Consider the following 14,984-nt stretch of genomic DNA (forward strand, 5'->3'; position numbering starts at 1 on the left):
CGGGCGGGCCCGGCATGATGGCCCCCATGCACCTCCGTATCGACGCCGTCGACCTGCCCGGCCGCAGCTGCCCCGCACCCGCCGACAAGCCCGTCCCGACGTACGACAACATCCATGTCGCCGTGCAGCGCAAGGACCGGCCGGCCGAACTGCTCGATCCGCAGCCGGGGGACGGCGCGTCCGCGACCTGGACGCTGGAGTGCACGACGGAGGTCACCCCGGACGGCATCGTGGTCGAGGGCCCTTATGTGCAGCACCGGATGGGCCTGCGGTTCGTCTATCTGTCCTGGGGCACGGTCGACGAGGCCGGTGTCTTCACGATGTTCCGGCGCGCCAAACTCATGCTCGACTCGGTGCCGGCCGACGTCCTGGCCGCCGCCGCGCGCGACGGCCTGCTGGTCGGCCGGCTCGGGCTGACCGACGCACGCGGCGGTCCCCTGTGCGCGCGGGTGGATCCCCCGCACATCACCTGGACCGCCGAGAGCGTCGTACTGCCGCAGCCGTAGCCGTCCGTCAGGAGGCCGAGTCCTTCTTGTTGGTCGCCGCGCGGTAGGCCTGGGTCGGGGTCATCGCGACGCCGTTGAGGCTGACCGTCTTGTAGGGGCTGACCTTGGCACAGGACTTCGACTGGTCGGCGGTCGAGGCCTGGGCGTTGGACGTGGCAGCCTTGGTGTCGGCGGGGGCCGGGGACGAGCTGGCGCCCGGGTACGTCGTGCCGCTGGGCCAGTCCGTGCCGATCACCAGGGTCAGGCCGGTGCCGGTGCCCTGCTTGAGGTGCGAGGAGGCGAGGCCGATCGCCTTGGCCACGGTCTGGGCCTCGGCCTTCTGGCCGGTGCCGTAGGTGAGCGTGGTCGTGGTCGCGCTGACCGAGGCGTTGCCGGTGGTGGTGCCGGAGCTGAAGCCCCCGTCTATCAGGGAGGTGGCGACGGTGGAGGCGCGGCCGCTGATGCTGGTGCCGTTCTCCACCGTGACGGCGATCTGCGCGGCGGGTACGGCGGCGGCCGTGGCCGTCGCGGTGGCCGCCGAGGACTTCTTGCCCGACGAGCTGGTCAGCGACTGGTCGTTGGCGATGGTCGCGAACAGGCTCTTCGCCGCGGCGGCGGGCACGACCCGGTTGGCGTTCGCCGGGTCGGCACCGGTCTGCATCGTGGTGAACGTCATGCGCTTCGTCGGGACCTTGTCGAGGTCGGCGGCGAGCCCGATGAGCTTCTTGACGGTGCCGAGGCCGGTGTCCACGGTGAGCGCCTTGGTGGCGGCGTCGGCCAGGTTGTAGACGGCCGTGGGGTTGGTGAGGGTGCCGGCGCTCTTGAACTTGCGGATCATCGCGCTGAGGAAGAGGTGCTGTGAGACGGTACGGCCGAGGTCGCTGCCGTCGCCGAAGCCGTGCCGGGAGCGGACGAATTCGAGCGCCGCGTTGCCCTTGAGGGTGTGGGTGCCCTTGGCGAGTTTCAGGTGCGAGTAGGTGTCGTAGACGTCGGCGTCGACGCACACCGAGACGCCGCCAACCGCGTCGGACATCTTCACCACGCCGGAGAAGTCCATCTGCACGAAGTGGTCGATGGTGATGCCGGTCAGCGCGTGCACGGTCTTGACCTGGCACTCCTGCCCGTACTGCAGCGCGCTGTTGATCTGGCCGTAGTAGCCGGGCGTCGACTCTTTGCTCTTCGGGTCCGAGCAGGCGGGGACCTGGGTCATGGTGTCGCGGGGGATGCTCATCACGGTGGCGTTGGAACGGTCCGCCGAGATGTGCACCACCATCTCCACGTCCGCGTTGCCGTTCCCGGTCTGCACACCGGTGGTCGAGCAGCCGCCGCCGAGCTTGCAGTCGGTCGCGCTGGTGCGGGCGTCGCTGCCCATCACCAGGAGGTTGATCGGCGTACGGCCGAAGGCGTCGGCCTTCTCCTTGCCGCCCGCTCCGTCGTCGATCGAGACGCTGTTGATGTTGCCGTTCAGGTGCTCGTAGAACCACCAGCCGGCGCCCGCGGTCACCATGATCAGCACCGACAGGGATATCGCGGTGATCTTCAACACCCGCTTGCCGCGCGGGGTCTGCTTGGCCCGGCGGCGGGAGGCGGCGCGTCCGGCCGCGCGGGATCCGCCGCGCGGCGCGTGGCGGGCCGCGGCACGCGCGGCGGCCCGGCCGCCGGTGGGCAGCGGCTCCTCGGCATCACCTGTGCGCGGCCTGGGCACCCCTCGTGTGCGACTGCGCGTGGCATGTCCCACGGGGCCGTCCCCGAGGTCGGTCATCTGGCACTCCCACAAAACGGTCGGGCCGTTCAGGCCGTCGGTGCTGCGGCCTGGGGCGCGCGGCCGTGTCGGGTCGGGCGAGAGGGGGTTCCCGTCTCGCTTGCGTGGTTGCGCAATATAACAATCTCAGATGAGGGCACTGTAAGGACTTTCTCATTTACGGGATTTCATTTTGCGTCAAGGTCGGTCAACTGGTCGGAATGCGGGCGGTGGTGATGGTCATCGGCGTCCCGGTGACGGCGATGAGGTAGAAGCGCGGATGCGAGCCGCCCGGCACCCGCCGGACACCGCCGGGCGGCTTCACGACGTATGTCGCGGAGGCGTGCGGGGCCAGGGACACCGGGCCGCCGGAGACGGTCCACCAGTCGGAGGCGCCCTGCCCGAGGCGGCTGGCGAAGTGGGGGGTGAGCCGGGTGGCGGTCCTGTTGACGACCCGGGCGACGAGGTGGGTGATGTCGCGGTGCCCGGAGCGCTCCACGATGCTCGCCGTGACGTTCATGCGCAGCGGAGGCGGACTGGCCGCGGCGATCGTCGCGCACACGACGGCGGGAGCCAGCAGTCCCGCGGCGAGGACGGCCTTGGCCGGGCGTGTGGTCAGCCGCGGGACGCGGGGCTGCCACGCTGTGGCGAGCGCGGCGGCGGAGACAGTGGCGGCCGCCGCGAGCCACAGCGGGGTCATCATCAGGAAGTAGCCGTCCTGGGACCGGGTGGCGAGGTAGAAGCTCAGCCAGGGCAGCACGGTGATCGCCGGGCCGAGCCGTCGCACGAAGAGCAGCGTGGCGGCGAGCAGGCCGATCAGGAGCAGGAGGCTGCCGTAGGAGTAGTAGTCGAGATGCCTGCTGCCCGCGGTGAAGTAGTACGAGATCCCCATCAGGCCCTGGCCGTGCAGGATCGCCTTCTGGGTGATCGGGAGCAGCAGTCCGTGCAGCCAGGTGTGGAAGTCCTGGGTGGCGAAGTAGGCGTTGATCGCGGCCCAGGTCAGTGCGGCGGTGCCGGTGTAGCGGGCGAGTACGCCGAGGGCGATCCGGGGTCCGAGTTCGCCGCGCCGGACGGCATAGAGGCCGATGAGGAGGAACGGGGTGAGGAACCAGGCGAGTTGCTGGGTGGCGCAGGCCGCGCCCAGGCAGAGGGCCTGGAGCACTCCCGGCCCGCCGAGCCGGCCACTGGCTCCGGTGTCGGGCCACCTGACCACGACGGGGACGAGGAGGACGAGGGCGAGGACGGCGGGGTAGCCGGAGTAGGCGTAGCCGGGCAGGAAGCCGAAGCCGAGACAGACGGCGGTGGCGCCCGGCCGCCAGGGGGCCGGGAGCAGCAGCCACAGCAGGACGGCGCCCGCGAGGAGCGCGCCGGTGGTCACGAGGGTGGCGGCGGCCGTCGAGTGGACGACGGCGTGGACGGGGGCGGCGAGCAGCGCGGTCAGGGGCGGATAGCCGTAGGTGTAGTCGGCGCCGCCCGACATGGTCTTGGTGATGCCGACGGACGGGGTGTCGAACAGCCATGGCCAGGGCCGGCCGTAGATGGGTTGGCCGTGCAGGATCTGGTGGGCGGCCTGCGCGGTGAGCACGCCCTCGTCGGTGCCCGCGTGGTTGAGCCAGTAGCCGCAGAGGACCAGCACGACGGCGAGCAGCAGGACGCCCGCGTCCACCCGGGTCAGGGTGCGCCGGGTGCGCACGGTGAGGGCCAGGACGCCCGCGACCAGGATTCCGGCGTAGCAGACCGAGATGATCCCGGCGGCCGGCGGCCGGGAGGTGATCGCTCTCGTCCAGGCGTCGCGGGTGCCGATGAACAGGCTGATCGCGGCGATCAGGGTCATCCCCCGGTGCAGTTGCTGCGGCGCCGTGGGCCCGGTGGTGAGCGGCCGGGTCCGGAGCGGTCCCGCCGTCGAGGGCGCGGGGCGCCGCCTCAGCCGGAGACCACCGTCGGCACGGGGACCGTCGTCCATGGCGTCCTTCCCCTCGTTCCGTCCCCGTCGGTCGGCGGTTCACGCCGGGGGCACCTCCACTACATGTCGTAGAGGTGAAAGGAGCCGCCGGGGTTCACCAGGGGAAGGGAAGAGCTCGGAAAGAAGGGGTCTGCCGCGACAGTCCGTCAGCCGAGGTCGGGCAGCGGCGGCCGGGTCACGTCGTGCACCTCGTCCGGTGCGGCGCCGAGCATGCGCGGCAGCATCTCGGCGAGGTTCGAGGCCGCCTCCTCACCGTCCAAGTCCGGTTCGGTGAAGCGGAGTTCGATCAGCGCAAGCAGTGAACCGCCCAGTGCCGCAACGGCCACCGTCCGGTCGGCGACCGGGAAGCGGCCGGAGGCGACGCCGGCCTCCAGGTCGCGTACGGCGCGCGGGGCGCGCAGACCTCAGTGGCGCAGGACCTGCATCAGCTCCGCCCGGGAGCCGGCCATGCGGGCGGCGCGAACGCCTGCACCTGCGACGGCAACCCCGCGCCGACCTCCTGCGGACCTGGGGTGGTGATTCCAGCCACCGTGGACGCACCGGAACTCCTCGATCTCTTCACACGGTTGGGGGCCGAGCGTCGCCTGGATCGCCGGCCGCAGCTGTCTTCCTGGGCAAACTTTCCGGCTCCCGCAGACAACAGTTGAGCCAACTCTGCATTTCCACCATGTTGCGGGGCGCGGCAAATGGGTCCTTTGTCGCGTAAGCAGTGCCCGTTCTCTTCATAGGAACCACCAGAGAACCGTTTCAGCAGGCCAGGTCGGGCGTCTACCGTGACGTGATTACGTCGCATTAAGGATGGTGGCGTAGGGTGGCTGACCGTTAACTGTCCCATTCCTTACCGGACTTGACGGTTAATGTGCGCTGCGCGCGGTGTGTCCCAGCTGGTTGATCGAGAGGACTCCGATGCCCGAAATCCCCTCCTATGCTGTGCCCTCGGAGCCCGATCGAACGGCTGGATCGGGCTCCGCGCGAAACAGACACGCCCGGTCCTCCGCCCAGGACGGACCGTCGGATTCAGCCACTCGGTCACGTTCGGTCCGGCTCGCCGTCCTGCCCGCCGCCGCCATGACGATCCTCGCCGCGGCCGTCGTCCTGATCGTGCTGCGCACCCAGAGCGGATCCGCCGACGGGACCACCTGGACGGTGCTCGCGGTCGCCGCCGTCCTCGGCTGCGGAATCCTGGTCGGTGGCGTTCGGCTCGGGCGCGCCGAGGCCACGGGGATATCGCAGCAGTACGCCTCGCTGCGCCACACGGTCGCCACGGGCCAGTCGGAATTGCAGGAGGTGCTCCAGCGGCTGGAGCGTGGTGAGCCGGTGGCGCAGGTGCCGTTCACCCACCAGCCGCCGTCGGGGAACGACCCGCTGGGCCGCCTCACGTACGAGATAGGCGTGGGCCTGTGGCAGGCCCGTACCGTCGTCGCCCAGACCGCGCAGCTCGCCCGGGCCTCCGCGCCGGACAGCGAGGAGCGCGTCGAGGTCTTCGTCAACCTCGCCCGGCGCCTGCAGTCCCTGGTGCACCGCGCGATCAACATGCTCGACCAACTGGAGAACGAGGTCGAGGACCCGGAGCTCCTCAAGGGCCTCTTCCACGTCGACCACCTCGCCACCCGTATCCGCCGCCACGCGGAGAACGTGGCCGTGCTCGGCGGCTCGGTCTCGCGTCGGCAGTGGACCCGTCCGGTGACGCTGACCGAGGTGCTGCGTTCGTCGATCGCCGAGGTCGAGCACTACTCCCGGGTCAAGCTGGTCCCCCCGATCGAGGGCACGCTGCGCGGCCACGCCGTCGCCGACGTCATCCACCTGCTGGCCGAACTCGTCGAGAACGCCACGACGTTCTCCGAGCCCCAGACCCAGGTCCTGATGCGCGCCCAGCGGGTGACCGCCGGTCTCGCCGTCGAGGTCGAGGACCGCGGGCTCGGCATGCCCGCGCAGGAGCAGGACCGTATCAACGCGTTGCTCGCCGAACCGGACCGCATCGACATCAGCAAGCTTCTCGCCGACGGCCGGATCGGCCTGTACGTGGTCTCAGCGCTGGCCCGCCGGCACGGCATCGCGGTCCGGTTGCAGAGCAACATCTACGGCGGCATCCAGGCCATTCTGGTGATCCCGCGCGGACTGATGGGCGAGGAGCCCGGCGAGGTGTCCGGCCAGGGGCACCCCCAGGCGGTCGCCGACATGTCCCGGCCGGCCCAGGTCGCCCCGGCCCACCACACCGCCGTACCGGAGGCGCCGGGCCGGCCCGCCGCTCCGCCGCCCACGTTCCGGCAGCCGCTGCCCCCGGCCCGCTCCGCCGACGCTCCGATGCCCGCCCCGCAGCAGCACCAGCACCAGCAGCAGCGCCCGATGACCATGGAACCGGCCGCACCGCGTGAGCGCGGGTCCGTGCCGTACGGCAGGGACTCCCGGGACGAGCGGCCGCGGCTGCCCCAGCGGCACGCGCAGGAGCACCTCGTACCGGAACTGCGTGACGGTCCGGCGCCGCGCAGGACCGAGGAACAAGAGGTCGAGCACGATCCGGGACTGATGGCCATGTTCCGGCGCGGAGTCAGCCTCGCCGACAACGAACCCGACGAGCCTCCCACCGACAGCGCTCGCTGACCCGCAGGCTCCGTTACTCGCATCAAGGAGAAGAACGCCATCGTGAGCGACATGCACGCCGGCCAGCAGAACCTCGACTGGCTCCTGGCGGGACTCGTCCAGAGGGTCCCCTACACCCGCAGCGCAGTGCTGCTGAGCACGGACGGCCTGGCGAAGGCGGCCGACGGCCTGGAGACGGCGGCCGAGGCCGAGCATCTGGCCGCCCTGGCCTCCGGTCTGCACTCGCTGGCCCGCAGCGCGGGCGCGCAGTTCGCCCAGGGCGCCGATGTGCGGCAGGTGGTCGTGGAACTGGACAGCGCCCTGCTGTTCGTGTGCGCGGCCGGCTCCGGCGCCTGTCTTGCCGTACTGGCCGACCGGGAGGCCGACGCGGCCGTCCTCGGTTACGAAATGGCCATGCTGGTCAAGAGTGTTCGCCCCTACCTCGCCACGCCGGTCCGACAGCAGGGGGCCGGTTCGTCGATGGATCCGAGGCGCTGACCATGTCCGACGCGGAGGACGGGTCGTGGCTCGACGACGAGGCAGGGCGGTTAGTACGGCCGTACACCGTGAGCAACGGTCGTACCCGTCCCACGGCGCACTTCGACCTGCTCACCATGGTGATGGCCACCGGTACCAGGCCGCAGAGCTATCTGGGGCCCGACTACGACCAGGTCCTGACCCTGTGCGACGCACCCATCTCGGTCGCCGAGGTGGCCGCGCATCTGCGGCTGCCCGCTGTGATCACCAAAGTTCTGCTCTCCGACCTCGTGACGCACCAGGCGCTCGCCCTGCGCTCGCCGCGCGCCGTCGAGGCGGCCTCCCCGACCGACCGAAACCTCCTGGAGGCGGTGCTGCATGGGCTACGCAAGCGGCTCTGACCCCTTCCCCACCGCCCTGAAGATCCTCATAGCCGGGGGCTTCGGGGTCGGCAAGACCACGTTCGTCGGTGCGGTCAGCGAGATCGAGCCGCTGAGCACCGAGGAACTGCTGACCTCCGTCAGCGCCCGCACCGACAGCCTGGTGGGCATCGAGGACAAGTCGACCACCACGGTGGCGATGGACTTCGGCCGGATGACCCTGGACTCGGACCACGTCCTGTATCTGTTCGGTACGCCCGGACAGGAGCGGTTCTGGTTCATGTGGGACGAGTTGTCGAACGGCGCACTGGGCGCCGTGGTGCTCGCCGACACCCGCCGGCTGGACCACTGCTTCGCCGCCGTCGACTTCTTCGAACGGCGTGGCATCGGCTTCATCGTCGCCGTCAACGAGTTCGACGGTTCCTATCACTACGAGTCCGACGAGATCCGCGCGGCGCTCGACCTCAAGCCCGACGTACCCGTCGTGATCTGCGACGCGCGGCAGTGCAACTCCGGAACCCGCGTGTTGATCGCACTCGTACAGCATCTGCTCGCCTCGACTCCCGGCACCCCGCCCGCGGAGCTTTACCCGTCGCGTTGAGCCACGCTCGGCGCGACCGAATGGAGCCTGCATGTCAGCCCCGGTTCCCTACAACACCCAGAACTCGTACGACCCGACCAGCCATCTGCTGCTGACGCCCGAGGACCGGGAAGCGGCCGCCCGGGTGGCGCGGCTGCGCGAACTCGGCCTCGGGGAGGCGCCGATCGCGGAGTTCGACGAGTTCGCGCGCAACCTCGCGCATGTCACCGGCGCGCCCTTCTCGATGGTCAACTTCATCGACGAGAACCGTCAGTACTTCGCGGGCCTGTACGCCGGTGGCCGTCCGGGCGTGCAGTTGGAGCCGGACCAGCAGGCGGAGGTCGGCCGGACGATGACGCGGGATCAGGGGTACTGCCCGCACGTCGTCGTGCGGAAGAAGGCGCTGGTCCTCGAAGACGTCTGCGACTACCCGCGGTTCGCGGGCAACCGGGTCGTGGACGAGATAGGCATCCGCTCGTACATGGGCGCGCCGCTGATCGACTGGAAGACGGGCATGGCCCTGGGCACGATCTGCGTGGTCGACACGGACACCCATCCGTGGGGCCGTGAGGGTCTGGCGACGATCAAGTCGATGGCGCAGCAACTGGTCGACCGGCTCCACCAGATGGAGACCCGGGGCGGAATCTGAGCCCGCGGCCGACGCGGACGCCGGGGCTGGGGGGAATTCAGGACGGGAGCCGCGGGCACGACGCTGTGTCCGTGGCTCCCCGGTGTTCAGCCCGCGTGACCGGCCGTCTCCAACTGCCCCAGACGGCGCTGGGGTTGGACGGTCCGCACCAGGTCGGCCAGCCGCTCGGACCACTGGCCCTTGGCCGTGCCGAGGGCCACCTCGCCCAGCCGGAGGAGCTGGATGTCGGAGGTGCCGGCGGGGGCGTAGATGTGATGGGCGTCGCGCAGATAGCGCTCCACCGGGCGGTCGGTGAACAGGCCGCTGGCGGCGTGGATCTCCATGCTGTCACGGGCCGAGTCGACGGCCGCCTCGACGTTGAGGAGCTTGGCGTTCATCAACTCCGCGTCGCAGGACAGCCCTTGGTCGAGGAGGTGGACGGCGTGATAGGCGGCCAGCCGGGCCGTCATCAGGCGGGACTTCATCCTGCCCAGTTTGAGTTTGATGTTGGTGAGGTCGCCCAGCGGTGCTCCGAAGCGCTCGCGCTCGATGCACAGCGCCGTCGTCTCCTCGAAGGCGGCCTGGTGGATGCCGAGGGACACGGCCGTGAGGTTGGGGCGGCCGTAGAGGATGCTGGAGGAGTAGGCGACGGCCAGGCCCTGGCCCTCCTTGCCGAGGCGGTTCGCCGCCGGTACACGGCAGTTGTCGAAGATCAGCTCGCCGAAGCTGAAGCCGTGCAGGCCCATCGCGGGCCGCAGTTCGCCGAGCGAGAAGCCGGGGCGGTCGGCCTCGACGAGGAAGGCCGACAGTCCCTTGGAGCCCTCGCCGGTGCGTACGACCACGCCGTGCAGGTCGCCGACGTGGCTGTTGCCGACGAAGACCTTGCGGCCGTTGAGGATGTAGTCGTCACCGTCCCGGACGGCGGTGCTGCCCATGCCCAACACATGGCCGCCCGACTCCGGTTCGGTGACCGCGATGGTCGGGAGGCAGTCGCCGGCGGCGATGCGCGGCAGCCACTTCCGCTTCTGCTCCGCGTTCCCGAAGTGAATGATTTTTGCCACACCGAGCTGGGAGGCCTGAACCATGGCTCCCATAGCACCGCATACCCGGGCGAGTTCTTCGATGGTGATGGTCTTCGCCAGGTGCCCGGCGCCCATTCCGCCGTACTCTTTCCCAATGGTCACGCCGATCCAGCCCTGCCGGGCGATGAGACTGGACAGCTCGTGCGCCACGGTGCGGGATGTCTCCATCTCCGCTATCCGCGGGCGCACCTCCCGTTCGGCGAACTCTCGCACTCGTTGGCGCAGGTCCTCGTGCCACCCGCTGGTGAAGTAGCGTTCCACAACCCCTCCTGCACGCTGCCTCCGTGTCGGGCTTGATCCGGAGGTCGTTCGTCGGGCAGTGGTTCGTCGCCCATGGGCGCCTGCCCGAAATATTGTCTACTTGTCGACCCATCTCAGCCAAGATCACGTTACTAGGTTGACTGAAACCCGGCGTCTTGCCGTGACTCCCAACTGTGCGATATGCGCCACGACATGGTCTCTTCCGGACACGTCACGAAGAGAAACCAACCAAGGCCGAACAAGCCGCACCCAATACGGACAGAGGTCTGCCCACCAGGCACGTGCCGAACGGGCATGACGTGGCTCACATCGACAATCAGTCACGTTCCGCCTGACCGATAAGAGGGCCTGTGCGGGGCCTGTGGCCACGATCGAACGGCGAACATCAGCCACCACCCAGGAGATTTGTCGACCACTTCACCACATGAACCCTGAATCGCCCTTCGCGCATCACTCGGTGTCGACGGCGAACCGTTCGGTGCCCAGCACGGTGAGGAGGGCGAGCTTCACGTGGTCTTCCGTGCCCGGGGTGGCGGTGAAGACGAGCAGCGACTGGCCCTGGTCCGGTTCGAGGAGGAGTTGGCAGTAGAGGTCCAGTCGTCCGACCTGGGGGTGGACGAACCGTTTGGTCTCGCTCCAGCGCAGGCCCACCTCGTGGCGCTCCCACAGCCGGGCGAACTCCTCGCTGCCGCGCAGCAGGAGGTCCGCCAGGTCCGCCGCGGCGGAGCCGGGCCCGTCCCGGGTGACGGCCGCGCGCAACAACGCCGCGTTGGTACGGCTGTTGTCGTCGTGCTGCTCGGGGTCGTACCGCTCACGCTCGACCGGATCGGTGAACCAACGGTAGGTCGCGCTGCGGGAGTTGCCGGTGTACTGGGTCTGCTCGCCGAGCAGGGCCACCGCGGACGGCGTCTGCAGCAAGGTCTCGCCCAGCGGGCCCATCACCTGCGCGGTGGCGCCGGCCAGGCCGTCCATGACGCGCATCAGACCGGGGCTCACATGCTGAAGTCGTAGATCGCGGCGGGCAGTTCGGTAGCCGGCGAGCAGGAACAGGTGATCGCGTTCGTCCGGAGTCAGCCTCAGTCCGCGGGCGATGGCCGCGATCATCTGCTCCGAGGGCTGCGGCCCATCGCCGCGCTCCAGCCGGGCGAAGTAGTCGGCGGACATGGTGCACAGTTCGGCCACCTCCTCGCGGCGCAGGCCCGGAGCACGTCTGCGCGGTCCGCGGCGCAACCCGACGTCCTCGGGTTGCAGCGCCGTACGACGGGTGCGCAGGAAGGCGCCGAAGGACGAGCGGTCGAACGTATGGTCCATGGTTCCCATCGTTGGCGATCCGGCGCGGCTTATCCACGACCTGTCGGTCAGTGGTTGCGCATGTCCTTCCAGCGCCCGTGGTGCGGCGAGTTCACTGGCGATGCGATCACCGGTCGCCGAGAAGCGACCACGGCGAACCCGCCGCCGCGCACCACGGACCAAGGAGCCAAGTCCCGTGACGAACACGCCCAGTTGGACAGCGAACGACCTCCCGGACCTCACCAGCCGGACGGTGGTCATCACCGGTGCCGGGCGCGGCCTGGGCCTGATCACGGCACGCGAGCTGGCCCGTGCCGGTGCCCGCGTCGTGCTCGGCGTACGCGACCCCGGCAAGGCCCGTCACGCCATCGCCGACCTGCCCGGCACCTTCGACATCCGGGCGCTCGACGTCTCGGACCTGACCTCGGTGCGAGCGTTCGCCGACGCCTGGTCCGGCGACATCGACATCCTGATCAACAACGCCGGCGTGATGGACATCCCCGCCGCCCGCACCGCCGACGGCCTCGACCTCCAGACCACCACCAACTACACGGGGCCCTTCCTCCTGACCACCCTGCTGCTCGACCACATCACCGACCGCGTGGTGCACGTCACCAGCGAGTTGCACAAGCAGGGCAGGATCGACCTGGCCGACCTCGACTGGCGCACGCGCAAGCACAACGGCATGCAGGCCTACCAAGCCTCGAAGCTCGCCGTCGTCCTGTTCTCACTGGAGCTGCAGCACCGGCTGACCGCCGCCGGCAGCCCGGTCCGCTCGGTGCTCGCCAGCCCTGGCATCGCCCGCACCTCGCTGGCGGCCCACTCCCGGTCGAACGTCATCAACCGGTTCACGTTCCTCACCAACGCGCCGGAGCGTGGAGCCCTGTCCCTGCTCTACGCCGCGACCCAGGACGTCCCCGGCAACTCCTACATCGGGCCGGAGGGCCTGGGCGGCTTCCGAGGCGCCCCCGCCCTCCGCCGCCCAGGCAAGGCCGGCCTCGACCCGACCCTGGCCGGCCGGTTGTGGGACGCGACCGCCGAGCTTGTCGGGGCGGCGGCCCGGTGAGCTGCGCGGAGGCCGCCGGCCACGCCGCGGATCAGGTCTGCTGCTCGAACCGGAGATCGGCATACCGCCGCGCGGCGATGTCCCCCGTGTGGCCACGATCAGGTCCATGGTGCACACCGTGTAGTCGATCGCCTGCCCGGCCGGTTGCGCGAACGGCACGAGATCGCCCTCGTCCGGTGCCATGTCCCACGGGTCGGAGAACCCGCCGAGCTGTACGCGGACACCGGGGCGGGGTCCGCCGTAGGCCAGGTCGAGGTCCAGGGCAGCGCCGCGCAGTCGACGCTCAGCACCAGCGGCTCGCGTCCTTCGGGCCAGTCCATCCCGTCCGGCAGTGCGGGGAGCCCGCCGGTCCGGGCGGCGGGGTGGACGTGTTCCCGCAGGGACTCGGGCACTTGTGTGTCCTGCACCAGATAGAGGCACGACCGGCACCGGGCCAGTAACTCCCGTGCGACGGGACCGGGAATCCCGTGCTCTGCGGCCGACTTGAGAAGGAGCGCCTCGTCGATCGATGGCATGCCCGCGATCGTGCCATGGGCCACTGACGGAATTCGTCCGGATCATCGGGCGCGTTCTGCCTTACCGTGACGCCATGAGCGAGCACTCCGAAGCGCCTGTCGCACCCGTCGCGGCCTATGAACCCCCTTACTACGCGGCCGTGTTCACCACGGTGCGCACCCAGGAGCAGAGCGGGTACAGCGAGACCGCCGCGTGTATGGAAGAGCTGGTGCAGGACATCCCCGGGTACCTGGGGATGGACCATGCCCAGACTCCGGGCGGGCTCGGCATCACGGTCGGGTACTTCCGCGACGCCGACGCCCTCACAGAGTGGCGGACCAACGCCGAGCACCGCGCGGCGCAGCAGCGCGGGCAGGCCCAGTGGTACGAGAGCTACACCCTGCATGTGGCGAAGGTGGAGCGGAGCCACGGGTTCACCCGGGCCCGGACCCCGCAGAGCCCGGCAGCGGACTGACCGACCGACGTCACCCTGGCGACCGTCCCGCGGCCACGAGCTCGCGCGGAACGGTGGTCATGGGCACGGGAAGCAGGCGATGCACGGGACCCGGAGCCGATCCGGTTCCGGATCAGCCGACAGCCCGGCTCACGAGCCCGTTCGGGAGCCCCGCGTCCGCAACGCCACAGCGCCACGCGCGTCAGCCGATGCGCGCTCCCGCGCCGCCGACCCGGACCCGCGGGTCGCCGGCGCGCAGGGTCACCGTGAGTTCCCCGGGGCGGCCCAGGTCCTCGCCCTGGTGCAGGGTGAGGACGGCGTCCTCGGGGACCAGGCCCAACTCCCGTGCGTACGCGCCGAACGCGGCGGCCGCGGCGCCGGTCGCCGGGTCCTCGACGACGCCGCCGACGGGGAACGGGTCACGGACGTGGAAGACGGTGGCCGACTCCCGCCACACCAACTGGACGGTGGTCAGGTCCAGTTGGTGCATCAGGGCTTCGAGGCGGGCGAAGTCGTAGGCGAGGTCCGCAAGTCGGGCGCGGGTCGCGGCCGCGAGAACGAGATGACGGGCACCGGCGAAGGCGATCCGGGGCGGGAAGGCGGGGTCGAGATCGGCCTGCGGCCAGTCGAGCGCGGCGAGCGCCTCGTCGAGATCGGCGGCGGCGATCTCCTCCACGCGCGGCTCGACGCTGGTGAGCGTGGCCCGGAGTGCCCCGCCCTCCTCGGCCACCACCACCGGCACCGCACCCGCGCGCGTCGAGAACACCAACTCCCCCGGACCGATCCGCTCGGCCAGCGCGACGGCGGTCGCGACGGTGGCGTGCCCGCAGAACGGCACCTCGGCCTTGGGACTGAAGTAGCGAATGCTGTACGCCCGCCCCTCCTGTCCACCGAGTCCCTCCGGCGGCGCGGTCAGGAACGCGGACTCCGAGTACCCGAGCTCGGCGGCGATGGCCAGCATCCCGCCGTCGTCCAGGGCTGTGGCGTCCAGGACTACGCCGGCGGGGTTTCCCCCGGAGGGGTCACTGGAGAAGGCGGTGTATCGCAGGACCTCGGGCCGGGGCGCGTTCGTCGTCATGGCAGGGGCAACGCGGGGCGGGGCGGCGGCAATTCCCAGTCCGCTTGACGCATACCGATATGGGAATACGATGGCTGTCATGGCACGAGCAGCGACGACGTCGGACGCGTTCAACGCGATCGCCGAGCCGCAGCGCCGGGAGATCCTGGTGCTGCTGCGGGCGGGCGAGCGGCCGGTGACCGATGTGGCCCAGGAGCTGGGGATGAGTCAGCCGGGGGCGTCCAAGCATCTGCGGGTGCTCCGGGAGGTCGGGCTGGTGCGGGTGCGCGGGGTGGGCAAGCAGCGCCTCTACGGCCTGGACGCCCGCGGGCTGCGACCGATCCACGAGTGGGTGGGCGGATTCGAGCGGTTCTGGAACGAGAGTTTCGACCGGCTGGACAGCTATGTGCAGGACCTCAAGCAGACACGGCAGGAGGGATGACCG

Annotated in this window: 15 protein-coding genes; 9 read left to right on the forward strand and 6 right to left on the reverse strand. The window is 70.3% G+C overall.

Annotation, left to right across the window (positions count from 1 at the left end; translation table 11 throughout):
• Positions 1–26 precede the first annotated feature (26 nt).
• Positions 27–506, forward strand: coding sequence for a DUF5990 family protein (locus AB0M63_RS17575; protein WP_366019985.1), 480 nt, complete (start codon positions 27–29; stop codon positions 504–506).
• A 7-nt stretch (positions 507–513) separates the two neighbouring features.
• Here the strand turns inward: AB0M63_RS17575 and AB0M63_RS17580 are convergent, their stop codons facing one another.
• The 3 genes from AB0M63_RS17580 to AB0M63_RS17590 form a co-directional block, all read right to left on the reverse strand.
• Entirely contained in the window at positions 514–2,247 is a 1,734-nt protein-coding gene (locus tag AB0M63_RS17580; protein ID WP_366019986.1) for an LCP family protein, read from the reverse strand.
• Positions 2,248–2,434: 187 nt separating this feature from the next.
• On the reverse strand, positions 2,435–4,189 hold the full coding sequence (locus tag AB0M63_RS17585) for a hypothetical protein (RefSeq protein ID WP_366019987.1): 1,755 nt from the start codon (positions 4,187–4,189) through the stop codon (positions 2,435–2,437).
• Positions 4,190–4,335: 146 nt separating this feature from the next.
• Positions 4,336–4,590 carry a hypothetical protein gene (locus tag AB0M63_RS17590; RefSeq protein WP_366020373.1) on the reverse strand — a complete coding sequence of 85 codons (255 nt, stop codon included), beginning with the start codon at positions 4,588–4,590 and terminating at the stop codon, positions 4,336–4,338.
• A gap of 667 nt (positions 4,591–5,257) precedes the next feature.
• Between AB0M63_RS17590 and AB0M63_RS17595 the strand changes: the two genes are divergently transcribed.
• From AB0M63_RS17595 to AB0M63_RS17615, 5 genes are read left to right on the forward strand one after another with little or no spacing between them, the layout of a single operon-like run.
• Positions 5,258–6,790 carry an ATP-binding protein gene (locus AB0M63_RS17595; protein ID WP_366019988.1) on the forward strand — a complete coding sequence of 511 codons (1,533 nt, stop codon included), beginning with the start codon at positions 5,258–5,260 and terminating at the stop codon, positions 6,788–6,790.
• Between the two features lie 39 nt (positions 6,791–6,829).
• Positions 6,830–7,267: a roadblock/LC7 domain-containing protein gene (locus tag AB0M63_RS17600; RefSeq protein WP_043677397.1), complete on the forward strand. Its 438-nt coding sequence runs from the start codon at positions 6,830–6,832 to the stop codon at positions 7,265–7,267.
• A gap of 2 nt (positions 7,268–7,269) precedes the next feature.
• Entirely contained in the window at positions 7,270–7,647 is a 378-nt protein-coding gene (locus AB0M63_RS17605) for a DUF742 domain-containing protein (protein ID WP_355901558.1), read from the forward strand.
• Positions 7,625–8,227 carry an ATP/GTP-binding protein gene (locus AB0M63_RS17610; RefSeq protein ID WP_355901559.1) on the forward strand — a complete coding sequence of 201 codons (603 nt, stop codon included), beginning with the start codon at positions 7,625–7,627 and terminating at the stop codon, positions 8,225–8,227. The genes AB0M63_RS17605 and AB0M63_RS17610 overlap by 23 nt, the downstream gene beginning before the upstream one ends.
• A gap of 31 nt (positions 8,228–8,258) precedes the next feature.
• Positions 8,259–8,855, forward strand: a complete 597-nt coding sequence (locus AB0M63_RS17615) for a GAF domain-containing protein (protein WP_355901560.1) — start codon at positions 8,259–8,261, stop codon at positions 8,853–8,855.
• 86 nt (positions 8,856–8,941) lie between these two features.
• On the opposite strand, the gene AB0M63_RS17620 is transcribed toward AB0M63_RS17615, so the two are convergent.
• Both AB0M63_RS17620 and AB0M63_RS17625 read right to left on the reverse strand, forming a co-directional pair.
• Complete coding sequence (locus tag AB0M63_RS17620) at positions 8,942–10,177, reverse strand: acyl-CoA dehydrogenase family protein (RefSeq protein WP_366019989.1); 1,236 nt, start codon at positions 10,175–10,177, stop codon at positions 8,942–8,944.
• Positions 10,178–10,627: 450 nt separating this feature from the next.
• Entirely contained in the window at positions 10,628–11,497 is an 870-nt protein-coding gene (locus AB0M63_RS17625) for a helix-turn-helix transcriptional regulator (protein ID WP_366019991.1), read from the reverse strand.
• A gap of 166 nt (positions 11,498–11,663) precedes the next feature.
• On the opposite strand from AB0M63_RS17625, the gene AB0M63_RS17630 reads away from it, so the two are divergent.
• Together AB0M63_RS17630 and AB0M63_RS17635 are read left to right on the forward strand one after the other, a co-directional pair.
• The gene (locus AB0M63_RS17630; protein WP_366019992.1) at positions 11,664–12,533 is read left to right on the forward strand and encodes an SDR family NAD(P)-dependent oxidoreductase; all 870 of its coding nucleotides are present in this window, start codon (positions 11,664–11,666) and stop codon (positions 12,531–12,533) included.
• A 589-nt stretch (positions 12,534–13,122) separates the two neighbouring features.
• On the forward strand, positions 13,123–13,503 hold the full coding sequence (locus AB0M63_RS17635; protein WP_366019993.1) for an antibiotic biosynthesis monooxygenase: 381 nt from the start codon (positions 13,123–13,125) through the stop codon (positions 13,501–13,503).
• Positions 13,504–13,684: 181 nt separating this feature from the next.
• On the opposite strand, the gene AB0M63_RS17640 is transcribed toward AB0M63_RS17635, so the two are convergent.
• Entirely contained in the window at positions 13,685–14,560 is an 876-nt protein-coding gene (locus AB0M63_RS17640; RefSeq protein WP_366019994.1) for a PhzF family phenazine biosynthesis isomerase, read from the reverse strand.
• 79 nt (positions 14,561–14,639) lie between these two features.
• Between AB0M63_RS17640 and AB0M63_RS17645 the strand changes: the two genes are divergently transcribed.
• Positions 14,640–14,981: a metalloregulator ArsR/SmtB family transcription factor gene (locus tag AB0M63_RS17645; RefSeq protein WP_366019995.1), complete on the forward strand. Its 342-nt coding sequence runs from the start codon at positions 14,640–14,642 to the stop codon at positions 14,979–14,981.
• The last annotated feature ends 3 nt before the right edge of the window (positions 14,982–14,984 follow it).

This window comes from Streptomyces sp. NPDC051576, from assembly GCF_040681835.1.
Classification (GTDB): Bacteria; Actinomycetota; Actinomycetes; order Streptomycetales; family Streptomycetaceae; genus Streptomyces.

Excerpts from the sequence above, each read along its gene's own strand:
- AB0M63_RS17575 (WP_366019985.1), top strand. The coding sequence starts at position 27 with ATGCACCTCCGTATCGACGCCGTCGACCTGCCCGGCCGCAGCTGCCCC.
- AB0M63_RS17580 (WP_366019986.1), bottom strand. The coding sequence starts at position 2,247 with ATGACCGACCTCGGGGACGGCCCCGTGGGACATGCCACGCGCAGTCGC.
- AB0M63_RS17585 (WP_366019987.1), bottom strand. The coding sequence starts at position 4,189 with ATGGACGACGGTCCCCGTGCCGACGGTGGTCTCCGGCTGAGGCGGCGC.
- AB0M63_RS17595 (WP_366019988.1), top strand. The coding sequence starts at position 5,258 with ATGACGATCCTCGCCGCGGCCGTCGTCCTGATCGTGCTGCGCACCCAG.
- AB0M63_RS17605 (WP_355901558.1), top strand. The coding sequence starts at position 7,270 with ATGTCCGACGCGGAGGACGGGTCGTGGCTCGACGACGAGGCAGGGCGG.
- AB0M63_RS17610 (WP_355901559.1), top strand. The coding sequence starts at position 7,625 with ATGGGCTACGCAAGCGGCTCTGACCCCTTCCCCACCGCCCTGAAGATC.
- AB0M63_RS17615 (WP_355901560.1), top strand. The coding sequence starts at position 8,259 with ATGTCAGCCCCGGTTCCCTACAACACCCAGAACTCGTACGACCCGACC.
- AB0M63_RS17625 (WP_366019991.1), bottom strand. The coding sequence starts at position 11,497 with ATGGGAACCATGGACCATACGTTCGACCGCTCGTCCTTCGGCGCCTTC.
- AB0M63_RS17635 (WP_366019993.1), top strand. The coding sequence starts at position 13,123 with ATGAGCGAGCACTCCGAAGCGCCTGTCGCACCCGTCGCGGCCTATGAA.
- AB0M63_RS17640 (WP_366019994.1), bottom strand. The coding sequence starts at position 14,560 with ATGACGACGAACGCGCCCCGGCCCGAGGTCCTGCGATACACCGCCTTC.
- AB0M63_RS17645 (WP_366019995.1), top strand. The coding sequence starts at position 14,640 with ATGGCACGAGCAGCGACGACGTCGGACGCGTTCAACGCGATCGCCGAG.